Here is a 24,732-nt window from a genome sequence, read left to right as displayed (position 1 = left end):
GAGACTCCGGGCAGCGCCCCGCTGACTCGATGGAGGTGTCTATGGATGTCATCAGTAACTTCGCGGCTCGTTACGAACGCACGCGCGAAGAGGTCCTGTCCTTGCAGGAGTACTTGGAGATCTGCAAACGGGATCCACTGGCGTACGCGACCGCGGCCGAGCGAATGCTCAAGGCCATCGGTGAGCCGGAGCTGGTGGATACGCGCAACGATCCCCGTCTGTCGCGGATCTTCGCGAACAAGGTCATCAAGATCTATCCCGCGTTCCGTGAGTTTTACGGAATGGAAGACGCCATCGAACAGGTGGTCTCGTACTTCCGCCACGGCGCTCAGGGACTCGAAGAGAAGAAGCAGATCCTCTATCTGCTGGGCCCTGTAGGCGGCGGCAAGAGCTCGATCGCCGAGCGGCTCAAGCAGCTCATGGAACACGTGCCCTTCTATTCGATCAAGGGCTCGCCGGTGAACGAATCGCCGCTCGGTCTCTTCGACGCGACCGAAGACGGCGAGATCCTCGAAAAAGAGTACGGCATCCCGCGCCGCTACTTGCAACGCATCCTCTCGCCATGGGCCGTGAAGCGGCTCGAAGAGTACGGCGGCGACATTCGTCAGTTCCAGGTCGTCAAGCGCTACCCCTCGGTGTTGCGGCAGATCGCGGTCGCGAAGACCGAGCCGGGCGACGAGAACAACCAGGACATCTCCTCGCTGGTCGGCAAGATCGACATCCGCAAGCTCGAGGATTACGCGCAGGACGACCCCGATGCGTACGCCTACTCCGGTGGCCTGTGCCTCGCGAACCAGGGCCTGCTCGAGTTCGTCGAAATGTTCAAGGCGCCGATCAAGGTGCTGCATCCGCTGCTGACTGCCACACAGGAAGGCAACTTCAAGGGCACCGAAGGCTTCGGAGCAATCCCGTTCGACGGCATCGTGCTCGCGCACAGCAACGAGAGCGAGTGGAAGTCCTTCCGCAACAACAAGAACAACGAGGCGTTCCTTGACCGGATCTATATCGTCAAGGTGCCCTACTGCCTGCGCGTGTCGGAAGAGATCAAGATCTACGACAAGCTGGTGCGCAACTCGTCGCTCGCGCAGGCGCCCTGCGCGCCCGGAACGCTGCGCATGATGGCGCAGTTCTCGGTGCTCACCCGCCTGAAGGAACCGGAGAACTCCAGCATCTTCAGCAAGATGCAGGTCTACGACGGCGACAACCTGAAGGACACCGACCCCAAGGCCAAGTCCATCCAGGAGTACCGCGACTACGCGGGCGTCGACGAGGGCATGAGCGGAGTTTCGACGCGCTTCGCGTTCAAGATCATCTCGAAGGTCTTCAACTTCGACAGCAGCGAGATCGCAGCCAACCCGGTGCACCTGATGTATGTGCTCGAACAGCAGATCGAGCGCGAGCAGTTCGCACCCGAAGCCGAGCAGAAGTACCTGTCCTACATCAAGGAGCTGATCGCCCCGCGCTACGCGGAGTTCATCGGCAAGGAGATCCAGACGGCGTACCTCGAAAGCTACTCGGAGTACGGACAGAACATCTTCGACCGCTACGTCACCTACGCCGACTACTGGATCCAGGACCAGGAGTACCGCGACCAGGACACCGGCGAAGTCTTCGACCGCAGCTCGCTCAATGCCGAGCTCGAAAAGATCGAGAAGCCCGCGGGCATCAGCAACCCCAAGGACTTCCGGAACGAAATCGTCAACTTCGTGCTGCGCGCTCGCGCCGGCAATGCAGGCAAGAACCCGCTGTGGACGAGCTACGAAAAGCTGCGCACCGTGATCGAGAAGAAGATGTTCTCGAACACCGAAGAGTTGCTGCCCGTCATCAGCTTCAATGCCAAGAGCAGTGCCGACGAGCTCAAGAAGCACGAGGATTTCGTCAATCGCATGGTTCAGAAGGGCTACACCGCCAAACAGGTGCGCCTGCTGTGCGAGTGGTATCTACGCGTACGCAAGAGCTCATGATGAGCTAGTAAGAAGGAGGTCCGGCCGTGGCCATGCTGCAGCAGATCATCGACCGCCGGTTGTCAGGAAAGAACAAGTCCATCGGCAACCGCGAGCGTTTCCTGCGGCGCTACCGCGAGCAGATCGGGGAGGCCGTTCGCCGCGCGGTCAGTGGCCGGGGCATCCGCGATCTCGAGCAGGGCGAAGACATCACGCTGCCCAAGCGCGATGTCTCCGAGCCGGTCTTCGGTCACGGCCAGGGCGGTGACCGCGAATACGTGCACCCCGGCAATCGCGAGTACGTCAAGGGTGATCGCATCGAAAGACCGCAGGGCGGCGGTGCGGGCTCCGGCAGCGGATCGCAGGCCGGCGACGGTGAGGGCGGCGAGGACGATTTCGTCTTCCGTCTCACCAAAGAGGAATTCATGCGGGTCTTCTTCGAAGATCTCGCCCTGCCCCATCTGATTCGCACGCAACTGGCGGAAGTGCCCGAGTGGAAGAGCCACCGCGCAGGCTTCGTCAGCGACGGCAATCCCAGCAATCTGCATGTGGTGCGTTCGATGCGCGGTGCGCTGGCGCGACGCATCGCGCTGGGCGGCGACTCCCGCCGGGAGATCCGCGAGCTTGAAGCGCACCTTCTTCACTTGCAGCGCAGCCCGCGGGTGGCCGACGCCCTGGTGCAACGCGAGATCCGCGAGACCGAGGCCAAGCTCGAGGAATTGCGCGGCAAGGCCAAGCACGTGCCCTTCCTCGATCCGATCGACCTGCGCTATCGCAATCGCGTGAAGGTGCCGGTGCCTTCGGCGAAGGCGGTGATGTTCTGCCTGATGGACGTCTCGGGCTCGATGGACGAAGCGCGCAAGGACATGTCCAAGCGCTTCTTCATGCTGCTGTATCTCTTCCTGACGAAGCACTACGAGAAGATCGATCTCGTCTTCATCCGCCACCACACGCAGGCCGCCGAAGTGACGGAAGAAGAGTTCTTCCACGCGACCGAAACCGGCGGCACGGTGGTGTCGAGCGCGCTTACGCTGATGCTGGACATCATCCGCGCCCGCTACCCGAGCACCGACTGGAACATCTACGGTGCGCAAGCCAGCGACGGCGACAACTGGCACCAGGACAGCGGCCGGTGCCGCGAACTCCTCTCTGATCACCTGCTGCCGTTGGTGCGCTACTACGCCTATGTGCAGGTGGCCGAGGCCGAGCAGAACATGTGGGAGGAATACACCACGCTGCTCGAATCGCACAAGAACTTCGCGATGCGCAAGGTCTCGGATGCGCAGGACATCTACCCGGTGTTCCGCGAACTGTTCAAGAAAGAGAAGGGAACGGCGTGACAGAAAAGACCCGGACGCCCCTGCCCAGCCCGTCCGACTGGACTTTCGAACTCATTGAGCAGTACCACGGCGAGATCGCTCGCGTGGCAAAGGGCTACAAGCTTGACACCTACGCCAACCAGCTCGAGATCATCACGGCCGAGCAGATGATGGACGCCTACGCCTCCGTGGGCATGCCGGTGATCTATCGGCACTGGTCCTACGGCAAGCAGTTCATCCAGACCGAGAAAAACTATCGCCGCGGCCACATGGGCCTGGCCTACGAGATCGTCATCAATTCGGACCCCTGCATCGCCTATCTCATGGAAGAGAACACCATGGCGATGCAGGCGCTGGTGATCGCGCACGCCGCCTATGGCCACAACAGCTTCTTCAAGGGCAACTACCTCTTCAAGATGTGGACGGATGCGTCGTCCATCATCGACTACCTCGTCTACGCGCGGAAGTACATCAGCGAGTGCGAGGAGCGGCATGGCATTGGGGCGGTCGAAGATCTGCTCGACTCCTGTCACGCGCTGATGAATCACGGCGTCGACCGCTACCGCCGCCCGCAGAAGCTGTCGCTCAGCCAGGAACAGGCCCGCCGCGAAGAACGCGAGCACCATCTGCAGCAGCAGGTCAACGACCTGTGGCGGACCCTGCCCAGACGCGCCCGCTCCGCCGAAGAAGAGGAAGCCGCCAAGCGCTTCCCGGCCGAGCCGCAAGAGAACCTGCTTTACTTCATCGAGAAGAACGCACCATTGTTGGAACCCTGGCAACGCGAAGTGGTGCGTATCGTGCGCAAAGTCGGGCAGTACTTCTACCCGCAGCGACAGACACAGGTGATGAACGAAGGCTGGGCCACCTTCTGGCACCACACGCTGCTCAACACGATGTACGACGAAGGCCTGCTGGCCGACGGCTTCATGATGGAGTGGCTGCAGTCGCACACCAACGTCGTGTTCCAGCCGCCGATCGGCCACCGCGCGTACAGCGGCATCAACCCCTATGCGCTGGGATTCGCGATGTACACCGACCTGCGGCGCATCTGCGAGAAGCCAACGGATGAGGACAAGCGCTGGTTCCCCGACCTCGCGGGCTCCGACTGGCTGACGTCGCTCGACTACGCCATGCGCAATTTCAAGGACGAGAGCTTCATCGGCCAGTTCCTGTCACCGAAACTGATGCGCGATTTCCGCTTTTTCGCCATCAGCGACAAGGAAAGCGAATCCGAACTCGAAGTCTCAGCCATCCACGATGACAGCGGCTACAAGCAATTGCGCGAAGCCCTGTCGCGGCAGTACGACCTCAACCACCGCGAGCCCAACATCCAGGTCTGGAGCGTCAACCTGCGCGGCGACCGCTCGCTGACGCTGCGTCACACGCAGCACAACAACCGGCCGCTGCACGACGATTCACAGGAAGTGCTCAAGCACGTCGCGCGGCTATGGGGTTTCGACGTGCATCTCGAAAGCGTCGACAGCCAGGGGCGAATCAGCCACCGCAAGGTGTCCGGCCCGCAGGCCACGTAGCGCGGCCCGAAAGTCTCAGCGTGGCAGTTTGAGCTTCGCTCTGGCAGCCAGCGCCGTTTCGCGCGCGTGGCAGCCCTCGATGTGGTCGTTGACCAGCCCCATCGCCTGCATGAACGCATACACGGTAGTCGGGCCGACGAAGCTCCAGCCGCGCTTCTTCAGATCCTTCGACATCGCCACCGATTCGGCCGACGTCGTCATGGCCCGGAGCGCCTCGTGCGTGATCAGGTCGGGCCGCGATGCCGAATCCGGCTCGTACCGCCAGGCATAGGCTGCGAGCGAACCGAACTCCTCACGCAGTTCGATCACGCGCTTCGCATTGTTGATGGCTGATTCGATCTTGCCCCGGTGCCGCACGATGCCGGCATCGGCCAGCAGCCGTTCGACATCCTTCGCGCCGAAACGCGCCACCTTCTCGGCGTCGAACTGCGCGAAGCCCTTCCGGAACGCCTCGCGCTTGTTGAGGATGGTGAGCCAGCTCAGCCCGGCCTGGAAGCCTTCGAGGCACAGCTTCTCGAAAAGCCGCCGGTCGTCCGTGACCGGGAAGCCCCATTCGCTGTCGTGATAGTTCTGGTAGGCCTGCGTCGACTCGCACCAGCGACAGCGCAAGGTGCCGTCCGCGGCCTCGAAAAGCCCGGCTTGCGCGCCCATCAGGCCGCGTCGCTCACTCGGACCAGCGCCTCGATCGCGAGCGGATAGCCCTTCACGCCGAAGCCGACGATGATCCCGCGCGCTGCCGGCGAGATGTAGGAGTGATGCCGGAACTCCTCGCGCGCATGCACGTTGGAGATGTGCAGTTCGATCAGCGGAACGCTCGCGCCCTTGATCGCGTCGTGCAAGGCAACCGAGGTGTGGGTGTAGGCGCCCGGATTCATCACCACGCCGAGCATGCGGCCCGCCGCGACCTCGCGGCCCGCTTCGTGGATCCAGTCGATCAGCATGCCCTCGTGGTTGGACTGGCGGCATTCGATCTCCACGCCCAGCTTCGCACCGGCTTCCGCGCACATGCGCTCGACGTCGGCGAGGGTCTCGTAGCCGTATTGCGCGGGTTCGCGCGTGCCGAGAAGGTTGAGATTGGGGCCGTTGAGGACGAGGATCTTTTTCATGGCCTGCTTTTTATCAGGTGTCGACCCAGGCCACCACCGATGACACCGATACGGAGTACAACAAGGCATGCCAACGAAGAACGCCGTTCTCGACCGCTTCCAGGGCCCGCTGCGCCTCGGCTTGGGCGGGGCGCCCCTGGGCAATCTGTATGCCCCGCTCAGCGACGACGAGGCCGAGAGGACCATCGAGGCAGCCTGGCAGCTCGGCGTTCGCTATTTCGACACTGCGCCGCTCTACGGCCACGGGCTCAGCGAGGTGCGATTCGGCCGTTTCCTGCGCACCCAGCCGCGCGACGGATTCGTGCTCTCGACCAAGGTCGGCCGGCTACTGAGCCCCGACCCGGATCCACCCGCCGAGCGCGACGGCTACGTCGGGGGCCTGCCGCTGGCGCCGCGCTTCGACTACAGCTTCGACGGCGCACTCCGGTCGATCGACGAAAGCCTGCAGAGGATGCAGATCGACCGCATCGACATCGCCTTCATCCACGACATCGACCGGCATACGCATGGCGACGCGCAACCGGTGCGCTTCCGCGAAGCCATGGACGGTGCCTACCGCGCACTGCACCGGCTGCGCGGCGAAGGCGTGCTGGGCGCGATCGGCATCGGCGTCAACGAATGGCAGGCCTGTCGCGAAGCGCTCGGCGAAGGCGACTTCGACTGCATGATGCTCGCCGGGCGCTACACCCTGCTCGACAACGCCGCCGCGGCCGAACTGGTGCCGCTCTGCGTCGCCAAGGGTGTCAGGCTCATCCTCGCGGGGGTCTTCAACTCGGGCATCCTCGCAAGCGCTGATGGCGTTGCAGCGGACGCGCACTTCGACTACCGGCCGGCGGACCGGCAGAACCGCGAGAAGGCCCTGCACATCGCACGCATCTGCAACGAGTTCGACGTGGCGCTTCCGGCCGCCGCGCTGCAGTTCGCAATGGCCTGCCGATGCGCCGCTGCAGTCGTGGTCGGCGCCCGCAGCGCTACCGAGATCACGCAGAGCGTCGCGCATCGTGACGCGCATATCCCCGCCGCGTTCTGGGAAGCGCTCGTCGTCGAAGGGCTACTGCCCGCCGGCCTGCCACCGGGGAGTTGGCCGTGAGCGTCGTCCGTGTCGATGCCCATCAGCACTACTGGTCGCCGGCGCATGGCGACTACGGCTGGCTGCGGGATACGCCCGAGCTCCACGCCATCCATCGCGACTTCGGGCCGCAAGACCTGGCGCCGCTGCTGGACGACGCCGGCATCGACGCCACGGTCCTCGTCCAGGCCGCGCCTTCCGAAGCCGAAACCGCGCGCCTTCTCAGCATCGCGGCCGATCCGGCAAGCAGCGTCCGCGCAGTGGTCGGCTGGACCGACCTCGCCGCAAACGATGCGCCCCGACGCATCAGCCGCCTCGCGCAGGAGCCGTTGCTGAGGGGCCTGCGCCCGATGCTGCAGGACCTGCCGGACCCGGAATGGATCCTGGACCCGCGCCTCGAACCCGCCATCCGGACGATGACTGAACTCGGCCTCTGCCTCGATCTGCTGATCAAGCCGCACCAGATCGACGCCGCAACGAAGTTCGCCTTGCGCCATCCGTTCCTTCCGATGGTGATCGACCACGCGGCCAAGCCCGACATCGCGAACGGGCAGTTCGAGCCATGGGCGAGCCAGATCGCGACTTTCGCGCAGTCGACCCGCGTGAGCTGCAAGCTGTCGGGACTCGCGACCGAAGCCGGCGACGACTGGAATGCAGCCGCGCTGCAGCCATACGTCGATCACCTCATCAGCCATTTCGGCCCCTTGCGGCTCATGTGGGGCAGCGACTGGCCGGTGCTCAATCTCGCGGGCAGCTACAGCCAATGGCATGCAGCATCAAGCGAATTGCTGGCCGGCCTTTCTCCTCTCGAGCAGGAGCAGATCATGGGCACGAACGCCGCCACCTTCTATGGCATAAAGTGACGCACCGGGGCTGCGTCTGCCCCGCTTCCATTTCTTCACCTCCGCCATGAAAACCAAAGCTGCTGTCGCCTGGAAATCCGCCTCGCCCCTCACCATCGAAACCGTCGATCTCGAGGGCCCGCGTTTCGGTGAGGTGCTGGTCGAGATCAAGGCCACCGGCATCTGCCATACCGACTACTACACCCTCTCGGGCGCCGACCCGGAAGGCATCTTCCCCGCGATCCTCGGCCATGAAGGCGCCGGCATCGTGGTCGACGTCGGCCCGGGCGTGACCACGCTCAAGAAGGGCGACCACGTCATTCCGCTCTACACGCCCGAATGCCGCCAGTGCAAGTTCTGCCTCTCGCGCAAGACCAACCTCTGCCAGCTCATCCGCGGCACGCAGGGCAAGGGCCTGATGCCTGACGGCACCAGCCGTTTCAGCATCGACGGCAAGCCCATCTTCCACTACATGGGCACGAGCACCTTCAGCAACTACACGGTCGCGCCCGAGATCTCGCTCGCCAAGATCCGCGAGGACGCGCCCTTCGACAAGGTCTGCTACATCGGCTGCGGCGTGACCACCGGCATCGGCGCGGTGATCTTCACCGCCAAGGTGGAAGCCGGCGCGAACGTGGTGGTGTTCGGCCTCGGCGGCATCGGCCTCAACGTGATCCAGGGCGCGAAGATGGTCGGCGCGGACAAGATCATCGGCGTCGACATCAATCCGGCGCGCGAGGAAATGGCCCGCAAGTTCGGCATGACGCACTTCCTGAACCCGAAGGAGCACGCAAACATCATCGATGCCATCGTGCAACTGACCGACGGCGGCGCGGACTACAGCTTCGAGTGCATCGGCAACACGCAGGTGATGCGCCAGGCACTCGAATGCACGCACAAGGGCTGGGGCCGCAGCATCATCATCGGCGTGGCGGAAGCCGGCGCGGAAATCAGCACCCGCCCCTTCCAGCTCGTCACCGGCCGCAAGTGGGAAGGCTCGGCCTTCGGCGGCGCACGTGGCCGCACCGACGTGCCGAAGATCGTCGACTGGTACATGGAAAACAAGATCAACATCGACGACCTGATCACGCACACGATGCCGCTGGAGAAGATCAACGAAGGCTTCGATCTGATGAAGCGCGGTGAGTCGATCCGTGGGGTCGTGATTTACTGAGCATCGCCATGACGCGCATGGGCCCGCTCCGCACGATCCGAGCCGGTGTGCTCGACGTGTCGTACTTCGAGGCCGGGCCGGCCGACGGCCCGCCGGTGCTGCTGATGCACGGGTTTCCGTACGACATCCACAGCTATGTCGACGTCGCGCCGATGCTCGCCGCCGCGGGTTGCCGCGTGATCGTTCCTTATCTGCGCGGCTACGGCGGCACGCGCTTCCTGAGCGACTCGACGCCGCGTTCGGGCGAGCAGGCGGCGCTCGGCGCGGACCTGCTTGCGCTGCTCGATGCGCTCGCGATTCCGAAGGCGGTGCTCGCCGGCTACGACTGGGGCGGCCGTGCCGCCTGTGTGGTGGCGGCGCTCTGGCCCGAGCGCTGCGCAGGGCTGGTCTCGTTCAACAGCTACAACATCCAGGACATCGCGAAGTCCATGGAGCCGGATAGCGCCGAGAAGGAATACCGGCTCTGGTACCAGTACTACTTCCACAGCGAGCGCGGACGCGCCGGGCTCGCCGCCGACCGGCGCGACATCACGCGGTTGCTGTGGCGGCTCTGGTCGCCGACCTGGCGATTCGACGACGCGACATTCGAGCGCAGCGCCGAAGCGTTCGACCATCCCGACTTCGTCGATGTCGTCATCCACTCGTACCGCCACCGCTTCGGCCTCGTGGCGGGTGATCCGGCCTACGCCGACATCGAAACGAAGCTCGCGGCTCAGCCGGCGATCACGGTGCCGACCATCACCTTCGACGGCGCGGACGACGGGGTCCGCCCGCCGGCCGACGCCTCGGCACATGCGCACCGCTTTGCCGGACCGCGATCGCACCGCGTGGTGCCCGGCGTCGGCCACAACATGCCGCAGGAAGTCCCGCGCGTGTTCGCCGATGCAGTGCTCGAACTCACCCCCAACCTCAAGACATGACAGACGGCCTGAAGACGCTTTCCGAACACCGCTGCTTTGGCGGCATTCAAAGATTCCATGAACACGACTCGCGCGAAATCGGCTTGCCGATGCGCTTCTCGGTGTTCCTCCCGCCGCAGGCCGAAGCCGGCCCGGTGCCCGCACTGGTGTACCTCGCGGGCCTCACCTGCAACGAAGAGACTTTCATGATCAAGGCCGGCGCGCAACGTCTCGCCGCCGAGTTGGGCCTCGCACTCATCGCACCGGACACCAGTCCGCGCGGCCCGGAGGCCGAAGGCATCAAGGGCGCAACCGCGAGCTGGGATTTCGGCATCGGCGCCGGCTTCTACCTCGACGCCACCGCCGAGCCTTGGGACCAGTACTGGCGAATGGAAAGCTGGATCGTCAACGAGCTGCTGCCGCTCGTGACGCACGGCATGCCCATCGACGGCAAGCGCATCGGCATCTTCGGCCACTCGATGGGGGGCCATGGCGCGCTCACGCTGGCGCTGCGGCACCCGGGTCGCTTCCGTTCGCTGTCGGCGCTTGCACCGATCTGCGCACCGACGCAGTGCCCGTGGGGCAAGAAAGCCTTCGCCGGCTATCTCGGCAGTGATGACGAGATCTGGCTCGCGCATGACGCCTGCGCGCTCATGCAGTCCCAGACCGCGCCGCCCTACCCGGCGGGCATCCTGGTCGACCAGGGACTGGCCGACAAATTCCTCGCCGAACAACTGCATCCGAATCTGTTCGAAGCCGCGTGTCGCGCGGCGGGCCAGCCGCTCACGCTGCGCCGGCACGAGGGCTACGACCACGGCTACTACTTCATCCAGACCTTCATCGCCGATCACCTCGCGCATCACGCGAAGGCGCTGAGAGCCTGAATGGCCGCCGTCCCCACGCCCGCGCCGCTGCCCGAGCGCGAGCAGATCGCCTTGCTGGAGCCCTTCGTCGGCCTCGAGCTGCCGGAGATCCATGTGGTCGAGACAGCGGAGGACGCCGAAGCCGCGACCAACGCCCTTCTGGCTGCTGGCGTCGTCGGTTTCGACACCGAATCGAAACCGACCTTCGCGAAGTTCGAGGTGTCCACCGGCCCGCATGTGCTGCAGTTCTCGACAGCCACCGCGGCGTGGCTCTTCCAGTCGCATCGCGCCGCCTTCCACGGCACCTTGACGAAACTGCTCACTTCGCCGGACCTGCTCAAAGTGGGCTTCGGGCTGTCGGGCGACCTCAGCCTGATCCGCCAGCGCTTCGGCATCGAGCCGCAGGCGGTCTTCGATCTCGACGTCGAATTCCGCCGGCGCGGCTATCGCAAATCCATCGGCGTGAAGACCGCCGTGGCGCTGATGTTCAACCGTCGCTTCATCAAGTCGCGCAAGGCGACCACCTCGAACTGGGCCAGCAAGCAGCTGACCCCGGCGCAACTGCGATACGCAGGCAACGATGCCTATGCGGCGATTCGGGTGTTCGATGCGCTCGGCTTGCGTCCGCCGGGTTGAGGCTGCCCGCCTTTAGCGCCAGGCCCGCACCTGCGCCACGAGTTGTTCGAGCGGCGCCGTGGCGTCGACTTCCAGCACGCCGGGCTCGCCGACGGGCGACTCCAGGGTCGCAAACTGGTTGGCGACGAGGCTCGCGGGAAACATGTGGACTGCTGCGCGCTCCGCAACGCGGCGCTCGGCCTCATCCCTCGTAAGCGCCATGTAGACGAACTGCAACCCGGGACGCGCGGCCCGCAGCCGGTCGCGGTAGTCGCGCTTGAGCGCCGAGCAGGTCAGCACGGCGCCTTTATGGTGATCGGCGAGTTCCTTACCGAGCCGGGAGAGCCAGCCCGCGCGATCCTCGTCGGTCAGCGCAATCCCGGCGCGCATCTTGCGAACGCTTTCGGGCGCATGGAAGTCATCTCCCTCGATCAGCGGCAGGGCCAGTTCGCGGGCGAGCGCCGCGCCGAGGCTGGACTTGCCGCATCCCGAAACGCCCATGACGACGAGCCAGCGGGCGGTATCTGTTTCGGGCTTGTAAAGCTGCTGCATCGCCGGCATTGTCTTTCGATCTCTGCATATCATGGCGGCCTCTTAGAACGGAAGTAACAGATCGTGTCGTTGGTACCACTGTCGTTGCGTCGGCCATACACATTCATCGTCATGGCGATGCTGATCGTGCTGGCGACCCCGTTCGTGCTGATGCGGATGGCGACCGACATCTTCCCGGAAATCAACATTCCGGTGGTCAGCATCATCTGGAACTACGGCGGATTGCCGGCGCAGGAGATGGGCCAGCGCATCGCCGGTCAGACCGAACGGAGCCTGACCACGACGGTGAGCGACATCGAGCACATCGAATCGCAGTCGCTGGCCGGGGTGACGGTGATCAAGGTCTTCTTCCAGCCGACCGCGAGCATCGAAACCGCCATCGCGCAGGTGGTCGCCTCGATGCAGACGCAGGTGCGGCAGCTTCCTCCGGGCATTACGCCGCCGCTAGTCATCAAGTACTCGGCATCGAGCATTCCGGTCATCCAGCTTGCGCTGTCCAGCCCGACGCGGGCGGAAAACTCGCTGTTCGACTCGGCGATCAATCAACTGCGGCCGCAACTCATCACGGTGCCGGGGACGGCGGTGCCCTTTCCGTATGGCGGCAAGAACCGACTGATTTCCGTCGACCTCGATACCCAGGCCCTGCAGGCACGCGGGCTGTCGCCGGCGGACGTGGTCAACGCGGTCAACGCGCAGAACCTGATCCTTCCTTCGGGCACTGCCAAGTTCGGCGCGACCGAATACAGCGTGCGCATGAACGGCTCTCCGGAGGAGATCGCAGGCCTGAACGACCTGCCGGTGCGCACCGCGGCCGGCGCGACCATCTACCTGCGCGACGTGGCCTTCGTGCGCGATGGCTTCTCGCCGCAGACCAATGTGGTGCGGCAGGACGGCGTGCGCGGCGTGCTGCTGTCGGTGCTCAAGAACGGCGGCGCGTCGACGCTGGACATCGTCTCCAATCTGCGAGCGCTGCTGCCGGTGGCGGCGCAGGGCATGCCGCAGGACATCAAGGTCACGCCGCTCTTCGACCAGTCGCTGTTCGTCAAGGCCGCAGTGCAGGGCGTGGTGTTCGAGGCGGTGATCGCCGCCGCACTCACCGCGGCAATGGTGCTGCTCTTCCTCGGCAACTGGCGCAGCACGCTCATCATCGCGCTGACCATTCCGCTGTCGATCCTGGCGTCGATCCTGGCGCTCTACGCGCTCGGGCAGACGCTCAACCTGATGACGCTGGGCGGCCTCGCGCTATCGGTCGGCATTCTGGTGGACCAGGCGATCGTGACCATCGAGAACATCGAGCGCCACCTGCACATGGGCACCGAACTCAAGGAGGCGATCCTGATCGGCGCCGGTGAAATCGGCCCCGCCGCCTTCGTCTCCACCCTGTGCATCTGCATCGTGTTCGTGCCGATGTTCTTCCTCTCGGGCGTGGCGAAGTTCCTGTTCGTGCCGCTCGCGATGGCGGTGGTGTTCGCAATGGCTGCGTCCTACCTGCTGTCGCGCACGCTGGTGCCGACGCTGGTCATGCTGCTGATGGGCGGCGCGCATGCCAAGGCCGATCCGAACGCCAAGCCGAGCCTCCTGCAGCGCGTCTACCGCAGCTTCGACCGCCGCTTCGAGCGCGTGCGCCGTGCCTACACGCTGGTGTTGTCTGCAGTCCTCTCGCGACGCGGGCGGTTCATCGCGCTTTTCCTGGGCTTCTGCGTGCTGTCGTGCGCGCTCTTTCCCGTGCTCGGCCGCGACTTCTTCCCCAACGTGGACGCCGGCCAGATCCGCCTGCACATGCGCGCGCCCACGGGCACCCGCATCGAGGAAACGGCGCGCCTCGCGGACCAGGTCGAGGTCGCCATCCGCGAGCTCGTGCCGAAGGACCAGCTCGAAACCATCCTCGACAACCTCGGCGTGCCCAACAGCGGCATCAATCTCTCGTACAGCAACGCGGGAACCATCGGCACGCTGGACGGCGAGATCCTGCTGTCGTTGCGCGAAGGTCACCGGCCGACCGATGAGTTCGTCTCCGTGTTGCGCGCTGAGCTGCCGAAGCGCTTCCCTGGCACCGAGTTTTTCTTCCAGCCCGCGGACATCGTCACGCAGATCCTGAACTTCGGCCTGCCCGCGGCGATCGACGTGCAGTTCAGCGGCAACGACGTCTACGCCAACGCGGCGCGCGCGGCCGAGCTGACCAAGAAGATCCGGCAGATTCCCGGCGCGGTCGACGCGCATGTGCACCAGCGGCTCGACGGGCCGGGCCTGAACCTGCAGATGGACCGCACGCGGCTGCAGCAGTTCGGCCTGACCGCATCGAACGTCGGGCAGAACGTGCTGATCGCGCTGTCGGGCAGTTCGCAGACCGCGCCCGCGTTCTGGCTGAATCCGCAGAACGGCGTGGTCTACAACATCGCCGTGCAGTCGCCGCAGTATTCGGTGGATTCGCTCGACTCGCTGCTCAACATTCCGGTGGGCACCGGCACGACCGCCGCGGCCGGCGGGGCGCCGCAACTGCTCGGCAACCTCGTCGACGCGCAGGCCGGGCGGCAGCAGGCCGTGGTGTCGCACTACAACATTCAGCCGGTGGTCGACGTCTTCGTGAGCGTCCAGGGCACCGACCTCGCCAGCGTCGCTTCGAAAGTGAAAGCGCTGGTCGACGACATGCGCCCGACGCTGCCGCGCGGCAGCCAGGTCACGATCCGCGGGCAAGTGCAGACGATGCAGGCGTCCTTCATCGGCCTCGGCGTCGGCCTTGCAATGGCGATCGTGCTGGTCTATCTACTGATCGTGGTCACCTTCCAGTCGTGGCTCGACGCCGCAATCATCATCACCGCGCTGCCCGCGGCGCTGGCCGGCATCGCGTGGATGCTGTTCATCACCGGCACCACGCTGAGCGTGCCGGCGCTGACCGGCGCAATCATGACGATGGGCGTCGCGACCGCGAACTCCATCCTGCTGGTGTCCTTCGCGCTGGAGCGGCTCGCGGCCGGCGCGACGCCGCTGGCAGCCGCGCTCGAAGCCGGCGCGACGCGGATCCGGCCGGTGCTGATGACCGCGCTCGCGATGATCATCGGCATGATCCCGATGGCGCTGGGCCTCGGCGAAGGCGCGGAGCAGAACGCGCCGCTCGGCCGCGCCGTCATCGGCGGCCTGCTGTTCGCGACCGTCTCGACGCTGTTCTTCGTGCCTGCCGTCTTCGCGGAAATCCACAGCCGCCGTGCACGCCGAAAGGCCGCCCACGCCGCAGCCCACACCGAAACGACCAACACCTCGCTCGGGGCGCAGCCCCTGGAGACCTGACCCCATGACGGAGCAACGCCACGCGGCATTGGCCATCCACCCGATCGCCGCTTCGGAAGACGGCGAACATCACGAACTGCTCAAGCGGCGGCAGATCGTGCGCCGGACCCGCATCGCCGTCTGGATCGTCCTGGCGGTGCTCGTCGTGGGCGGCGCGCGAACGGTGTTCGTCCGCATGACCAACGCACGCGCGCTCGAAGTCGGCACCGCCGAACGCGCAGCGCAGTATGTGAAGACCGCCCTTCCGCAGACACCCACTGCCGGCCAGACGCTGGCGCTGCCGGGCACGCTGCAGGGCTATGTGCAGTCGCCGATCTCGGCGCGCGCAAGCGGCTACCTCAAGCGCTGGACCAAGGACATCGGCAGCCACGTCGAAAAGGGCGAACTGCTCGCCGAACTCGACACGCCCGAGATCGACCAGCAGCTTTCGCAGGCCATCGCCGCGCGGCAGCAGGCGGCGTCGAGCCTCGAGCTCGCGAAGAGCACCGTCGCGCGATGGGAGAACCTGCGCAAGAAGGACGTGGTTTCGCAACAGGACCTCGACGAGCGCCGCAGCGGGCTCGCGCAGGCGACTGCCAATCTCGCGGCGGCCGATGCCAATGTGCAGCGGCTCAAGCAGACCGAGGGCTTCAAGCGCGTGGTCGCGCCGTTCTCGGGTGTCGTCACGCGTCGCAACGTGGATGTCGGCGACCTGATCGACGCGGGCAGCGGACGCGCGCTCTTCCTGCTCGCGCAGACCGATCCGCTGCGGGTGTACATCAACGTGCCACAGGCCTATGCGCAACTCGTGAAGGCGGGGCAGCCGGTGGTCGTCACGCAGTCGGAGCTTCGCGGCCAGACCTTCAAGGGTGAAGTGGCGCGGACCTCCGGCGCGATCGACACCGCGACGCGCATGATGCAGGTCGAAGTCTCGCTGCCGAACAAAGACGGCACGCTGCTGCCCGGCGCCTACGTGCAGGTCTCGCTGCCGATGGCCGCGAGCCAGTCGCTGACGATCCCGGCGAACGCGCTGCTGTTCCGCGCCGAAGGCACGCGCGTCGCGGTGGTCGATGCGCAAGGAAAGATCAAGCTGCGCGGGGTCACGCTGGGCCGCAACTACGGCGAGACGGTCGAGGTGATCGACGGCATCGGTCCGACCGACCGGCTGGTGCTCAATCCTTCCGATTCGCTGGCCGACGGCGACGTCGTGGTGATCGCGAAGGAGTCTGCTTGAAATGAGCTCACCCCCAGCCTCGCCCACTTCGTGTGGCTCTGACACCCCCTCAAGGGGGCGCACCCAGCGGCCCGGCAAAGCCGGTTCCGCGGTTGCCTTGGCTTCGTGGGCCATGGCCGCGGTCCTGGCCGGGTGCGCCGCCGGTCCGGACTACAAACCGCCGGCTGTCGACATCCCGGTGACCTGGCAACTGGAAGAGCCCTGGAAGCAGGCGGTTCCGGGCGACGCCGACGACAAGGGCCCCTGGTGGTTGCGCTTCGGTGATCCGCAGCTCGACGCGCTCCAGCAGAAGGCGCTCGCCAACAGCCCCACGCTGGAACTCGCAAGCGCGCGGCTCGCGCAGGCGCGCGCGACGCTGGCGGGCGCCAATGCCGGCCGCTATCCACAGGTCGGCGTCGGCACACGCGCGCAACGCTTCGATATCTCGGCGAACCGGCCGCTTACCAATTACGCGGTGCCCAACTATTCGACGGTACAGAACGATTTCGCGCTGAACCTCACGGCCAGTTACGAGCTCGACTTCGCCGGCCGCGTGCAGCGCTCCGTCGAAGCCGCGACCGCCTCTGCCGCGCAGTCGGCCGCCGATCTGGAAAACACGCGGCTGCTGCTCACGACGGACGTGGCGTCGGCGTACTACAACCTTCGCTCGACCGACATCGAACTCGACGTTCTCGCACGCTCCATCGCGCTGCAACAGCGCGCGCTCCAGTTCGTGACCGATCGGCACGATCTCGGCGCGGTTTCCGGACTCGACGTGGCGCAGCAGCAGGCGCTGCTCGACAACACGCTGGCGCAGGTCGATGTGCTCAAGAAGACGCGCTCGCAGTACGAGCACGCGCTCGCGACGCTGACCGGCACGCCCGCGCCGTCGTTCTCGGTCGCGGCTGATGTCAAGCCGCTCGTGCCGCCGGCGATCCCGATCGGCATTCCGTCCGAAGCGCTGCAGCGCCGGCCGGATGTCGCTTCTGCCGAACGCGCGATGGCCGCCGCCAACGCGCAGATCGGCGTGGCAAGCGCGGCCTTCTACCCAAGCGTGATGCTGCTCCCATCGATCGGCGTCGACAGCCGCACGCTGTCGACGCTGTTCGATTCCCAGAGCCTGCTGTGGTCGCTCGGCGTGACCGCCACGCAAACCATCTTCGACGGCGGCCGCATCCGCGCCAACGTGGACTTCAGCAAGGCGGGTTACGACGTCGCGGTCGCCGGCTACAAGCGCACCGTCCTTGTCGCCTTCCAGGAAGCCGAAGACGGCATTACGGGCCTCGCCTCGCTGGAGCGGGCATCGACGCAGGCGCAGACGGCGGTCGAAAGCTCGCGCCGCGTGCTCGAAATGGCGGCGGGCCGCTACCAGGGTGGCGCTTCGACTTTCCTCGACGTGATCACCGCGCAGCAGGCGTTGCTCACCACCGAGCGGCAGGCAGCGCAGATCAACGGCCAGCGCATGCTGACGTCGGTGTTCCTCGTGAAGGCGCTCGGCGGCGACTGGTGCGGCGTCGAACCGCGCGGCACTACCGCAGACGCTAGAACAGGCTGCCCTGCCCCGCTGCGCCAGGTGGCCGAAAAGCGCTGAGGTCCAGCGGCGTCCGGTCGTTGGAGAAGCCGATGCGCTTCGTCGCCTTTTCGAAGCGCTGGCGGATCAGATCGGCCCAGACGCCGCTGCCTTTCATGCGCGTCGCGAAATTCGCGTCGTAGTCCTTGCCCCCGCGCATCTCGCGGATGCGCTCCATGATGCGACCGGCCCGCTGCGGGTAGTGCAGCTCGAGCCACTGCTTGAAGAGCGGCGCGACTTCCCAAGGCAGGCGGATCACTGTGTAGAACGCGCTGCGTGCGCCGGCATCCCAGGCGGCTTCGAGCACCTGCTCCATGTCTTCGTTGACGAACGGGATCTGCGGGCCGACGCTCACGCCGACCGGCACGCCCGCCTCGGCCAGCGTACGCAACGTCCGGAGCCGGCGATGCGGCGCGGCCGCACGCGGTTCGAGCTTGCGCGCGAGTTCGCCGTCGAGCGTGGTGATGGTGACGTACACCGCTGCGAGATGCTCCGCCGCCATCGGCGCGATCAGGTCGAGGTCGTGCTCGACCGCGCTGGACTTGGTGATGATGCCGAAGGGGTGCCGCGCCTCCTTCAGCACTTCGATCACCGAGCGCGTGAGGCGAAGCTCGCGTTCGATCGGCTGGTAGCAGTCGGTCGCGGTGCCGATGATGATCGGGCTCGGCTTGTAGCTCTTGCGCGCCAGTTCGGCCCGCAGCAATTCGGCCACGTTGCGCTTGGCGATCAGCTTGGTCTCGAAATCGAGTCCCGGCGAAAGGTTGAGATAGCTGTGCGTGGGCCGAGCGAAACAGTAGATGCAGCCGTGCTCGCAGCCGCGATACGGGTTGAGCGAGGTGTCGAATGTGATGTCCGGCGAATCGTTGTGGCTGAGCACCGACTTGGCATCTTCGAAACGCACCTCGGTGGCCAGCGGGGGAAGCTCATCGGCTTCGGCGGCGCCTTCTTCGAGCGTGCCCCAGCCGTCGTCGAAGGCATTGCGGGTGTCGCGCTCGAAGCGATGCGCCAGCCGCGTGGCCGCGCCCCGGCCCTTGAGCGCGTGAATGGGGATGAAAGCATCGGGCATGGCGATGACCTGAAATACTGGATGGATTCACAGTATTTCACCAACTCGCGACCCTTGCAGCAACCACTTGTTTCGCGGGGAGAACGCACTTCGATGCGGCGCGCTAAGCTCCCATTCCACGCGAAAGACCACCATGCCACGCCGTCCTGAAAATCTCTATCCGCAGTACCACGCCCACATCTATTTCGGACCGGATACCGTCGCGCAGGCCAGGAAGCTGGCGGAGGACGCGGGCCATAGCCTGCTCGTGGTGGTCGGCCGGGTACACGAGAAGCTCGTCGGACCGCATCCGCACTGGAGCTGCCAGATCGCTTTCGATGCGGCCGAGTTCGACGAAGTCATCGAATGGCTCGATGCGCATCGCAACGGGCTCGATATCTTCGTGCACGGGTCGACGGGCGACGGCTACCTCGACCACACCGCGCATGCGATGTGGCTTGGCAACGAATCCACGCTCGACCTGCGCATGTTCCGCAAGCCGGCCTGAGCAGCGCCCGCCTCAGAATTCGGCGTCGAGCTCGTCGATCTCTTCAGGCTCGGCCTTCGCAGCCTTGATCCATTCCTGCATCGCAGGCAGTTCGACGATGCGCTTGCAATACGCGGTGCAGGCCTTGTCCAGCGACACGTCGTAGGTGATGAAGCGCGTCACCACCGGCGCATACATCGCGTCCGCCATGCAGGGCGTTTCGCCGAAGAGGAACGGCCCGCCGTAGGTCGAGAGGCATTCGCGCCAGATCGCGACGATGCGGTCGATGTCGGTTTGCGCGCGCGACCAGATCTTGAAGCCGGGGAAGCGCGCCTTGACGTTCATCGGCAGCGAGCCGCGCATCGACGAGAAGCCGGAATGCATCTCGCCGCAGATCGCGCGGCAATGTGCTCGCGCCTTGGCATCGGCCGGCAGCAGGCCCGCCTTGGGCTTGATTTCATTGAGGTACTCGCCGATCGCGAGCGTGTCCCACACCTTGATGCCACCGTGCTGCAGCGAAGGCACCAGCATCGACGCCGACAGCAGCAGCATCTCGGCCTTCATCGCGGGGTCGTCCGGCGGAATCACCTTCTCGCTGAATTCCAGACCGGCGAGCTTGCACATCAGCCAGCCGCGCAACGACCATGCGCCGTAGTTCTTGCTGCTGATGGTGAGAACGGGTTTGGCCATGCATCGCTCCTGGTCCGCCGGATCGGCGATGCAGCCGTGCAAGGCCTGTGCCAGAAAGGTGCACCGCAGACGACTGGCCCGCAACTTGCCTGCGGCCCGTGCATGCTGTATCGCGCCTACCAAACCCAAGCCGACCTGCTCTCGCCGACGCGGCTCACGGCGCAGTACCTCGGCAAGGCACTGTGGCACGACAAGGCGGACCGCAGCCTCACCCGCCGGTTCGCCTCGGCCATGGAGGTCTACTCGCGCATGCGGCTCACGCACACCCGGCCGCCCTACGGCATCGAGAGCGTGATGGTCGACGGCAAGGAGGTCGCGGTCCATGAGGAAGCCGCCCTGATCACGCCCTTCGGAACGCTGCTGCACTTCCGGAAAGAGTCCAATGCGGTGCATCCGCCGGTGCTGCTGGCTGCACCACTGTCGGGCCATTTCGCGACGCTGCTGCGCGAAACCGTGCGCACGTTGCTGCGCGACCACGACGTGTATGTGACCGACTGGCACAACGCGCGCGACGTGCCGCTCTGGCACGGCGGCTTCGGGCTCGACGACTACACGCTGCGGATCATCGATTTCCTGGAGGCGATCGGCCCCGGCGTGCACATGGTGGCCGTCTGCCAGCCCTGCGTCGCAGCGCTCGCCGCTACCGCGCTGATGGCCGAGGACGACAACCCCTCGACGCCGCGCAGCCTCACCCTGATGGCCGGCCCGGTCGATTGCCGGATCAACCCGACCATGGTGAACAAGCTTGCGACCGACCGCTCCATCGGGTGGTTCGAGCGCAACCTGATCAGCCATGTGCCATGGCCGCATGCCGGGATGATGCGACGCGTCTACCCGGGCTTCCTGCAGCTCGCCGCCTTCATGAGCATGAATCCGGACCGCCACAAGCAGCAGTTCGCCAAGCTCTTCCAGCATCTGGTGGATGGCGAGATCGCGCAGGCCGACACCATCCGCACCTTCTACGACGAATATCTCGCGGTCAACGACCTGCCGGCCGAGTTCTATCTGGAGACCGTCGAACGCGTCTTTCAGACTTACGACCTGCCGCGCGGCAAGCTCACGGTCGGCGACCGGGCGGTCAATCCCGCCGCAATCCGCCGCACCGCACTACTGACGGTCGAAGGCGAGCGCGACGACATCTGCTCGGTCGGGCAGACAGTGGCGGCGCAGGACCTCTGCACCAGCGTGCGGCCTTATCTCAAGATCCACCACCTGCAGGCGGGCGTCGGCCACTACGGCGTTTTCAGCGGCAGCAAGTGGAACACGCAGATCTATCCGCGCGTGCGCGAAACCATCTACACCTCGACCGAACTGCACTGAAGCTCACGTCACTCGCTTGCGCGGCGCACGAAAGCGCCGGGGCGCAACGCTGTCCGCGGGCAAGGGCAGGCTCTGCCGCAGGTGCGCGATCAGCGCCTCGGCCATGACATTGCGCATCGGCCCGGGAAGATGCACCAGCACCACCCGCCGCTCGATGTTGGGCTTGCGAAGCGGCAACACCACCAGCTCGTCATCGCGCAGCGACGAGGTGTAGAGCTTCGGCATCAGCCCCAGCGCGAGACAGCCGCGCACCAGCGCATAGAGCGTCTCGGAATAGCTCACGCGATACGGCTCCGCGCCCTGCGCGAACTGCGCGCGCGCCGGATCGCCGAGCGCCGGCATGCTGCCGCTCTCGAACAGCACGAGTCGCTCGCCGCCGATCGCTTCCCAATCCGCCTCGCCGGCCTCTGCAAGCGCGTGGTCGCGTCGCACCACGAGCACCAGCGGATCGCGGAACAGGTCCACGCAGACGAGGCCACCCGGCGGCTCGGTGATGGCAGCGACCGCCATGTCAAGCTGGCCGCTTCGCACCTCGGCCAGGAGCGTGTTCGACGGTGCATCGCGCCACGCGAACTCCACCTGCTGCGCCGCGTCGGCGCGCAGGAACTCGCCCGCCGCCGCGGCAACCCGGCCGCTCGCGGAGGGGATCACGCCGATGCGCACGAATGCCCGCCCGCGCTGCACGGTCTGCTCGATGTCGCGCAGCGCCACGTCGAAGGTGTTGACCAGGAAATCCGTCCGCGCGAGCACCTCGGCGCCGAGTGGTGTGAGTTCGAGGCGATGGGTGGAGCGGGTCAGGAGTTCGGCGCCGAGCAGCTTCTCCATCTGCTTGATCGCATTGCTGAGCGCGGGCTGCGTGATGGACAACCGCTTCGCGGCGCGGCCGAACTGGCCCTCTTCCACCAGAACGGAAAAGAACCGCAACTGGCGCAGCGTGAGCGCGCGAAGGGAGGAGGAAAGCTGCGGATTGGCCATCATTCGGTTGAATCAAATTATAGAAATTCAAAATTTTCCTTATCGCCTAGCCGTCCCTAGACTGCGCCCCATGACACAACCCGCAGCCATTCCGGCATCGCCTCTCGAATCGTTCCTCCATGCGATTCCGAAGGTCGAGCTGCACTGTCACCTCTTCGGCACCGTGCGGAAGAACACCTTCATCGATCTCAACCGGGGCGCCGGCAAGCCGCTGCCCGACGACGAGATCGAGGCTTTCTATACGCGCGGCGAGAAGCCCGTCGGCGTGCTGCGCGTGCTGCGGGCGCTCGATTCGGAACTGGTGCGCAGCGCCGATGACCTGCACCGGCTCACGCTCGAATACCTCGAAGACGCTGCAAGCCACAACGTGCGCTATGGCGAGTTCTTCTGGAACCCGACCGGCACGGTGCACGAGTCCGGCATCGACTACCGCATGGCGCAGGACGCGATCGTGCGTGCGATCCATGACGCGGAGCGGCAGTTCGGCTTCACCGGGCGACTGATCGCGGCGATCGACCGCGAGGCCAGCCCCGAGGCCGCCGTCGAGATGGTGCAGTGGGTGGTGGGCAACCGGTGCGACGAGGTGATTGGCATCGGCATCGACTACCGCGAGAACGACCGCCCGCCGGAACTCTTCCAGCAGGCGTACGCCGATGCCCGCCGCGCCGGCCTGAAGACGACCGCGCATGCCGGCGAATTCGGCATGCCGTGGACCAATGTGCGGACCGCGCTCGACCTGCTCCACGTGGACCGCATCGACCATGGCTACACGGTGGTTGACCAACCCGATTTCGCACGCGAATGCGCGGATCGGGGCGTGATCTTCACCGTGGTGCCGACCAACTCCTACTACCTGCGCACGCTGCCCCCGGAACGCTGGGCACTCGACCACCCGATCCGCCGCATGCCGGGCCTCGGCCTGCGCATCCACCCGAACACCGACGACCCGACCCTGCACAAGGTCACACCCACGCAGGCATGGCACATGATGGTTCGGGACTTCGGCTTCGGCCTCGACGATCTGCGCGGCTTCATGATCAACGGCCTCGACGGCGCCTGGATCGACGATTCGCTTCGCCGCCAATGGCGTACGCAATGGACCGCCGAATTCGATGCGCTGCGCGCACGCCTCCCGCAAGACCCCACGTCTCTCGCCTATCCCACCCCATGAACAAGCTCATCCGCAAGCCCCTTCTCCTCGCCTCGTTGCTGGTCGCCGCTCTGCCCGGCGCAGCGCTCGCGCAGGCCGCCTGGCCGTCGGCAAAGCCGATCACGCTGATCGTTCCGTACTCGGCCGGCGGCAGCGTGGACTTCAATGCGCGGCTGGTCGCCACCAAGCTCGGCGAGAGGCTCAAGCAAACCATCGTCATCGAGAACGTCTCCGGCGCCGGCGGCGCGATCGGCGTCGCCAAGGCAGTCAATGCCGCGCCCGACGGCTACACGCTGGTCGCCGGGCCGGACAGCGTCATTGCGATTGGCCGGCTGATCAACCCAAGCGCCTTCAAGTTCGACCCGCTGAAGGACCTCGCGCCCGTCGGCATGCTGAACACCGCGCCGATGGTGCTGGTCGCGCGTCCCGGGCTGCCGGTGAAGAACTTCCCCGACTTCGTCAAACTCGCGAAGGCCTCGCCGGGCAAGTACAACTACGCGACCTCCGGCGTGGGCACGGTGCTTCAACTCGCGATGGAACTGCTGAAGGAACGCACCGGCATCTACGTGACCCATGTGCCGTACCGCGGCGGCGCGCAGATCGCCACGGACGTCATCGGCAATCAGGTTGACCTTGCGATGCTGGTCAGCACCAGCGCCATCCCGCATGTGGGTGCAAACCGCCTCAATGCCTTGGGTGTGACGAGCGAAAAGCGCCTCGAAGCGCTCCCCAACACGCCCAGCTTCAGCGAGATGCCCGGGCTCAAGGGCTTTTCAATGGTGAGCTGGACCGGCATCTTCGCCCCAGCCGCCACGCCGCCGGCGATCGTCAACCGGCTCAACCAGGAACTCAACGCCGTCCTCAAGGACCCCGAAATCCGCGCCAAGCTGCAGGAACAGGGCGCCCTCCCCGGCAGCGGCTCCGCCGAAGAACTGGGCCAATTCGTGCGAGCCGAATACGCCCGCAACCAGAAAATCGTTCAGTCCGCCAACATCAAGGAATAGAAAAACAAAGGCCCCGCAAGCGGGGCCTTATCGGGAAACACCGTGGAACCGGCTCCGCCGGGCCACTGGTGTTGCCCCCGGTAGGGGGTTGGCGGCTACA

General features: G+C 65.6%; 22 protein-coding genes. 16 read left to right on the top strand and 6 right to left on the bottom strand.

Annotation, left to right across the window (positions count from 1 at the left end; genetic code table 11):
• Window positions 1-41 precede the first annotated feature (41 nt).
• Genes FHW64_RS10545 through FHW64_RS10535 form a run of 3 tightly spaced genes read left to right on the top strand, consistent with a single transcriptional unit; the run spans window position 42 to window position 4,794 of the window.
• Entirely contained in the window at window positions 42-1,964 is a 1,923-nt protein-coding gene (locus tag FHW64_RS10545) for a PrkA family serine protein kinase (protein WP_184525743.1), read from the top strand.
• Window positions 1,965-1,996: 32 nt separating this feature from the next.
• Window positions 1,997-3,283 carry a YeaH/YhbH family protein gene (locus FHW64_RS10540; protein ID WP_184526325.1) on the top strand — a complete coding sequence of 429 codons (1,287 nt, stop codon included), beginning with the start codon at window positions 1,997-1,999 and terminating at the stop codon, window positions 3,281-3,283.
• Window positions 3,169-4,794 carry a SpoVR family protein gene (locus FHW64_RS10535; RefSeq protein ID WP_409350618.1) on the top strand — a complete coding sequence of 542 codons (1,626 nt, stop codon included), beginning with the start codon at window positions 3,169-3,171 and terminating at the stop codon, window positions 4,792-4,794. Before FHW64_RS10540 ends, FHW64_RS10535 begins: the two co-directional genes overlap by 115 nt.
• A 15-nt stretch (window positions 4,795-4,809) precedes the next feature.
• Here the strand turns inward: FHW64_RS10535 and FHW64_RS10530 are convergent, their stop codons facing one another.
• On the bottom strand, window positions 4,810-5,445 hold the full coding sequence (locus FHW64_RS10530) for a DNA-3-methyladenine glycosylase I (RefSeq protein WP_184525741.1): 636 nt from the start codon (window positions 5,443-5,445) through the stop codon (window positions 4,810-4,812).
• Window positions 5,445-5,900, bottom strand: coding sequence for a type II 3-dehydroquinate dehydratase (gene aroQ, locus FHW64_RS10525; RefSeq protein ID WP_184525739.1), 456 nt, complete (start codon window positions 5,898-5,900; stop codon window positions 5,445-5,447). The genes FHW64_RS10530 and aroQ overlap by 1 nt, the downstream gene beginning before the upstream one ends.
• Before the next feature lie 67 nt (window positions 5,901-5,967).
• Between aroQ and FHW64_RS10520 the strand changes: the two genes are divergently transcribed.
• From FHW64_RS10520 to FHW64_RS10495, 6 genes are read left to right on the top strand one after another with little or no spacing between them, the layout of a single operon-like run.
• The gene (locus FHW64_RS10520) at window positions 5,968-6,990 is read left to right on the top strand and encodes an aldo/keto reductase (protein WP_184525737.1); all 1,023 of its coding nucleotides are present in this window, start codon (window positions 5,968-5,970) and stop codon (window positions 6,988-6,990) included.
• Complete coding sequence (locus tag FHW64_RS10515; protein ID WP_184525735.1) at window positions 6,987-7,832, top strand: amidohydrolase; 846 nt, start codon at window positions 6,987-6,989, stop codon at window positions 7,830-7,832. The genes FHW64_RS10520 and FHW64_RS10515 overlap by 4 nt, the downstream gene beginning before the upstream one ends.
• A 46-nt stretch (window positions 7,833-7,878) precedes the next feature.
• Window positions 7,879-8,985 carry an S-(hydroxymethyl)glutathione dehydrogenase/class III alcohol dehydrogenase gene (locus FHW64_RS10510; RefSeq protein ID WP_184525733.1) on the top strand — a complete coding sequence of 369 codons (1,107 nt, stop codon included), beginning with the start codon at window positions 7,879-7,881 and terminating at the stop codon, window positions 8,983-8,985.
• An 8-nt stretch (window positions 8,986-8,993) separates the two neighbouring features.
• Window positions 8,994-9,905, top strand: a complete 912-nt coding sequence (locus tag FHW64_RS10505) for an alpha/beta fold hydrolase (protein ID WP_184525731.1) — start codon at window positions 8,994-8,996, stop codon at window positions 9,903-9,905.
• Window positions 9,902-10,768 carry an S-formylglutathione hydrolase gene (fghA, locus tag FHW64_RS10500; RefSeq protein WP_184525729.1) on the top strand — a complete coding sequence of 289 codons (867 nt, stop codon included), beginning with the start codon at window positions 9,902-9,904 and terminating at the stop codon, window positions 10,766-10,768. The genes FHW64_RS10505 and fghA overlap by 4 nt, the downstream gene beginning before the upstream one ends.
• On the top strand, window positions 10,769-11,383 hold the full coding sequence (locus tag FHW64_RS10495; protein WP_184525727.1) for a 3'-5' exonuclease: 615 nt from the start codon (window positions 10,769-10,771) through the stop codon (window positions 11,381-11,383). It abuts the gene before it with no gap.
• Between the two features lie 12 nt (window positions 11,384-11,395).
• Here the strand turns inward: FHW64_RS10495 and FHW64_RS10490 are convergent, their stop codons facing one another.
• The gene (locus FHW64_RS10490) at window positions 11,396-11,914 is read right to left on the bottom strand and encodes a gluconokinase (RefSeq protein ID WP_260303734.1); all 519 of its coding nucleotides are present in this window, start codon (window positions 11,912-11,914) and stop codon (window positions 11,396-11,398) included.
• A gap of 111 nt (window positions 11,915-12,025) precedes the next feature.
• Between FHW64_RS10490 and FHW64_RS10485 the strand changes: the two genes are divergently transcribed.
• The 3 genes from FHW64_RS10485 to FHW64_RS10475 all read left to right on the top strand — a co-directional run bounded on the left by FHW64_RS10485 (window position 12,026) and on the right by FHW64_RS10475 (window position 17,982).
• Window positions 12,026-15,199, top strand: coding sequence for an efflux RND transporter permease subunit (locus FHW64_RS10485; RefSeq protein WP_409350617.1), 3,174 nt, complete (start codon window positions 12,026-12,028; stop codon window positions 15,197-15,199).
• A gap of 4 nt (window positions 15,200-15,203) precedes the next feature.
• Window positions 15,204-16,412: an efflux RND transporter periplasmic adaptor subunit gene (locus tag FHW64_RS10480; protein ID WP_184525723.1), complete on the top strand. Its 1,209-nt coding sequence runs from the start codon at window positions 15,204-15,206 to the stop codon at window positions 16,410-16,412.
• A gap of 112 nt (window positions 16,413-16,524) precedes the next feature.
• Complete coding sequence (locus FHW64_RS10475) at window positions 16,525-17,982, top strand: efflux transporter outer membrane subunit (RefSeq protein ID WP_184525721.1); 1,458 nt, start codon at window positions 16,525-16,527, stop codon at window positions 17,980-17,982.
• Here the strand turns inward: FHW64_RS10475 and FHW64_RS10470 are convergent.
• A complete protein-coding gene (locus FHW64_RS10470) occupies window positions 17,933-19,027 on the bottom strand; it encodes a PA0069 family radical SAM protein (protein WP_184525719.1) in 1,095 nt (364 codons plus the stop codon). The two genes, FHW64_RS10475 and FHW64_RS10470, sit on opposite strands and share 50 nt — an antisense overlap.
• Before the next feature lie 133 nt (window positions 19,028-19,160).
• Between FHW64_RS10470 and FHW64_RS10465 the strand changes: the two genes are divergently transcribed.
• On the top strand, window positions 19,161-19,514 hold the full coding sequence (locus tag FHW64_RS10465; protein ID WP_184525717.1) for a DOPA 4,5-dioxygenase family protein: 354 nt from the start codon (window positions 19,161-19,163) through the stop codon (window positions 19,512-19,514).
• A 12-nt stretch (window positions 19,515-19,526) separates the two neighbouring features.
• On the opposite strand, the gene FHW64_RS10460 is transcribed toward FHW64_RS10465, so the two are convergent.
• A complete protein-coding gene (locus FHW64_RS10460) occupies window positions 19,527-20,183 on the bottom strand; it encodes a glutathione S-transferase family protein (protein ID WP_184525715.1) in 657 nt (218 codons plus the stop codon).
• Window positions 20,184-20,285: 102 nt separating this feature from the next.
• Here FHW64_RS10460 and FHW64_RS10455 point away from each other — a divergent pair, with 102 nt between their 5' ends.
• Window positions 20,286-21,503 (top strand): polyhydroxyalkanoate depolymerase, encoded by a 1,218-nt coding sequence (locus FHW64_RS10455; RefSeq protein ID WP_184525713.1) that lies wholly within the window; start codon window positions 20,286-20,288, stop codon window positions 21,501-21,503.
• Window positions 21,504-21,506: 3 nt separating this feature from the next.
• Here the strand turns inward: FHW64_RS10455 and FHW64_RS10450 are convergent, their stop codons facing one another.
• Complete coding sequence (locus tag FHW64_RS10450) at window positions 21,507-22,481, bottom strand: LysR family transcriptional regulator (protein WP_260303733.1); 975 nt, start codon at window positions 22,479-22,481, stop codon at window positions 21,507-21,509.
• Between the two features lie 67 nt (window positions 22,482-22,548).
• On the opposite strand from FHW64_RS10450, the gene FHW64_RS10445 reads away from it, so the two are divergent.
• Window positions 22,549-23,649: an adenosine deaminase gene (locus FHW64_RS10445; RefSeq protein ID WP_184525711.1), complete on the top strand. Its 1,101-nt coding sequence runs from the start codon at window positions 22,549-22,551 to the stop codon at window positions 23,647-23,649.
• Window positions 23,646-24,632 carry a tripartite tricarboxylate transporter substrate binding protein gene (locus tag FHW64_RS10440; RefSeq protein ID WP_184525709.1) on the top strand — a complete coding sequence of 329 codons (987 nt, stop codon included), beginning with the start codon at window positions 23,646-23,648 and terminating at the stop codon, window positions 24,630-24,632. The genes FHW64_RS10445 and FHW64_RS10440 overlap by 4 nt, the downstream gene beginning before the upstream one ends.
• Window positions 24,633-24,732 lie beyond the last annotated feature (100 nt).

Source organism: Variovorax sp. Sphag1AA, assembly GCF_014192575.1.
Lineage (GTDB): Bacteria > Pseudomonadota > Gammaproteobacteria > Burkholderiales > Burkholderiaceae_C > Variovorax.
This window is presented reverse-complemented; position numbering and strand designations above follow the sequence as displayed.

What these genes read in the sequence shown, in the direction of transcription:
- FHW64_RS10545 (WP_184525743.1), top strand. Translation starts at nt 42, where the DNA reads ATGGATGTCATCAGTAACTTCGCGGCTCGTTACGAACGCACGCGCGAA.
- FHW64_RS10540 (WP_184526325.1), top strand. Translation starts at nt 1,997, where the DNA reads ATGCTGCAGCAGATCATCGACCGCCGGTTGTCAGGAAAGAACAAGTCC.
- FHW64_RS10530 (WP_184525741.1), bottom strand. Translation starts at nt 5,445, where the DNA reads ATGGGCGCGCAAGCCGGGCTTTTCGAGGCCGCGGACGGCACCTTGCGC.
- aroQ (WP_184525739.1), bottom strand. Translation starts at nt 5,900, where the DNA reads ATGAAAAAGATCCTCGTCCTCAACGGCCCCAATCTCAACCTTCTCGGC.
- FHW64_RS10520 (WP_184525737.1), top strand. Translation starts at nt 5,968, where the DNA reads ATGCCAACGAAGAACGCCGTTCTCGACCGCTTCCAGGGCCCGCTGCGC.
- FHW64_RS10510 (WP_184525733.1), top strand. Translation starts at nt 7,879, where the DNA reads ATGAAAACCAAAGCTGCTGTCGCCTGGAAATCCGCCTCGCCCCTCACC.
- FHW64_RS10505 (WP_184525731.1), top strand. Translation starts at nt 8,994, where the DNA reads ATGACGCGCATGGGCCCGCTCCGCACGATCCGAGCCGGTGTGCTCGAC.
- fghA (WP_184525729.1), top strand. Translation starts at nt 9,902, where the DNA reads ATGACAGACGGCCTGAAGACGCTTTCCGAACACCGCTGCTTTGGCGGC.
- FHW64_RS10495 (WP_184525727.1), top strand. Translation starts at nt 10,769, where the DNA reads ATGGCCGCCGTCCCCACGCCCGCGCCGCTGCCCGAGCGCGAGCAGATC.
- FHW64_RS10490 (WP_260303734.1), bottom strand. Translation starts at nt 11,914, where the DNA reads ATGCAGCAGCTTTACAAGCCCGAAACAGATACCGCCCGCTGGCTCGTC.
- FHW64_RS10485 (WP_409350617.1), top strand. Translation starts at nt 12,026, where the DNA reads ATGGCGATGCTGATCGTGCTGGCGACCCCGTTCGTGCTGATGCGGATG.
- FHW64_RS10480 (WP_184525723.1), top strand. Translation starts at nt 15,204, where the DNA reads ATGACGGAGCAACGCCACGCGGCATTGGCCATCCACCCGATCGCCGCT.
- FHW64_RS10475 (WP_184525721.1), top strand. Translation starts at nt 16,525, where the DNA reads ATGGCCGCGGTCCTGGCCGGGTGCGCCGCCGGTCCGGACTACAAACCG.
- FHW64_RS10470 (WP_184525719.1), bottom strand. Translation starts at nt 19,027, where the DNA reads ATGCCCGATGCTTTCATCCCCATTCACGCGCTCAAGGGCCGGGGCGCG.
- FHW64_RS10465 (WP_184525717.1), top strand. Translation starts at nt 19,161, where the DNA reads ATGCCACGCCGTCCTGAAAATCTCTATCCGCAGTACCACGCCCACATC.
- FHW64_RS10460 (WP_184525715.1), bottom strand. Translation starts at nt 20,183, where the DNA reads ATGGCCAAACCCGTTCTCACCATCAGCAGCAAGAACTACGGCGCATGG.
- FHW64_RS10455 (WP_184525713.1), top strand. Translation starts at nt 20,286, where the DNA reads ATGCTGTATCGCGCCTACCAAACCCAAGCCGACCTGCTCTCGCCGACG.
- FHW64_RS10450 (WP_260303733.1), bottom strand. Translation starts at nt 22,481, where the DNA reads ATGATGGCCAATCCGCAGCTTTCCTCCTCCCTTCGCGCGCTCACGCTG.
- FHW64_RS10445 (WP_184525711.1), top strand. Translation starts at nt 22,549, where the DNA reads ATGACACAACCCGCAGCCATTCCGGCATCGCCTCTCGAATCGTTCCTC.
- FHW64_RS10440 (WP_184525709.1), top strand. Translation starts at nt 23,646, where the DNA reads ATGAACAAGCTCATCCGCAAGCCCCTTCTCCTCGCCTCGTTGCTGGTC.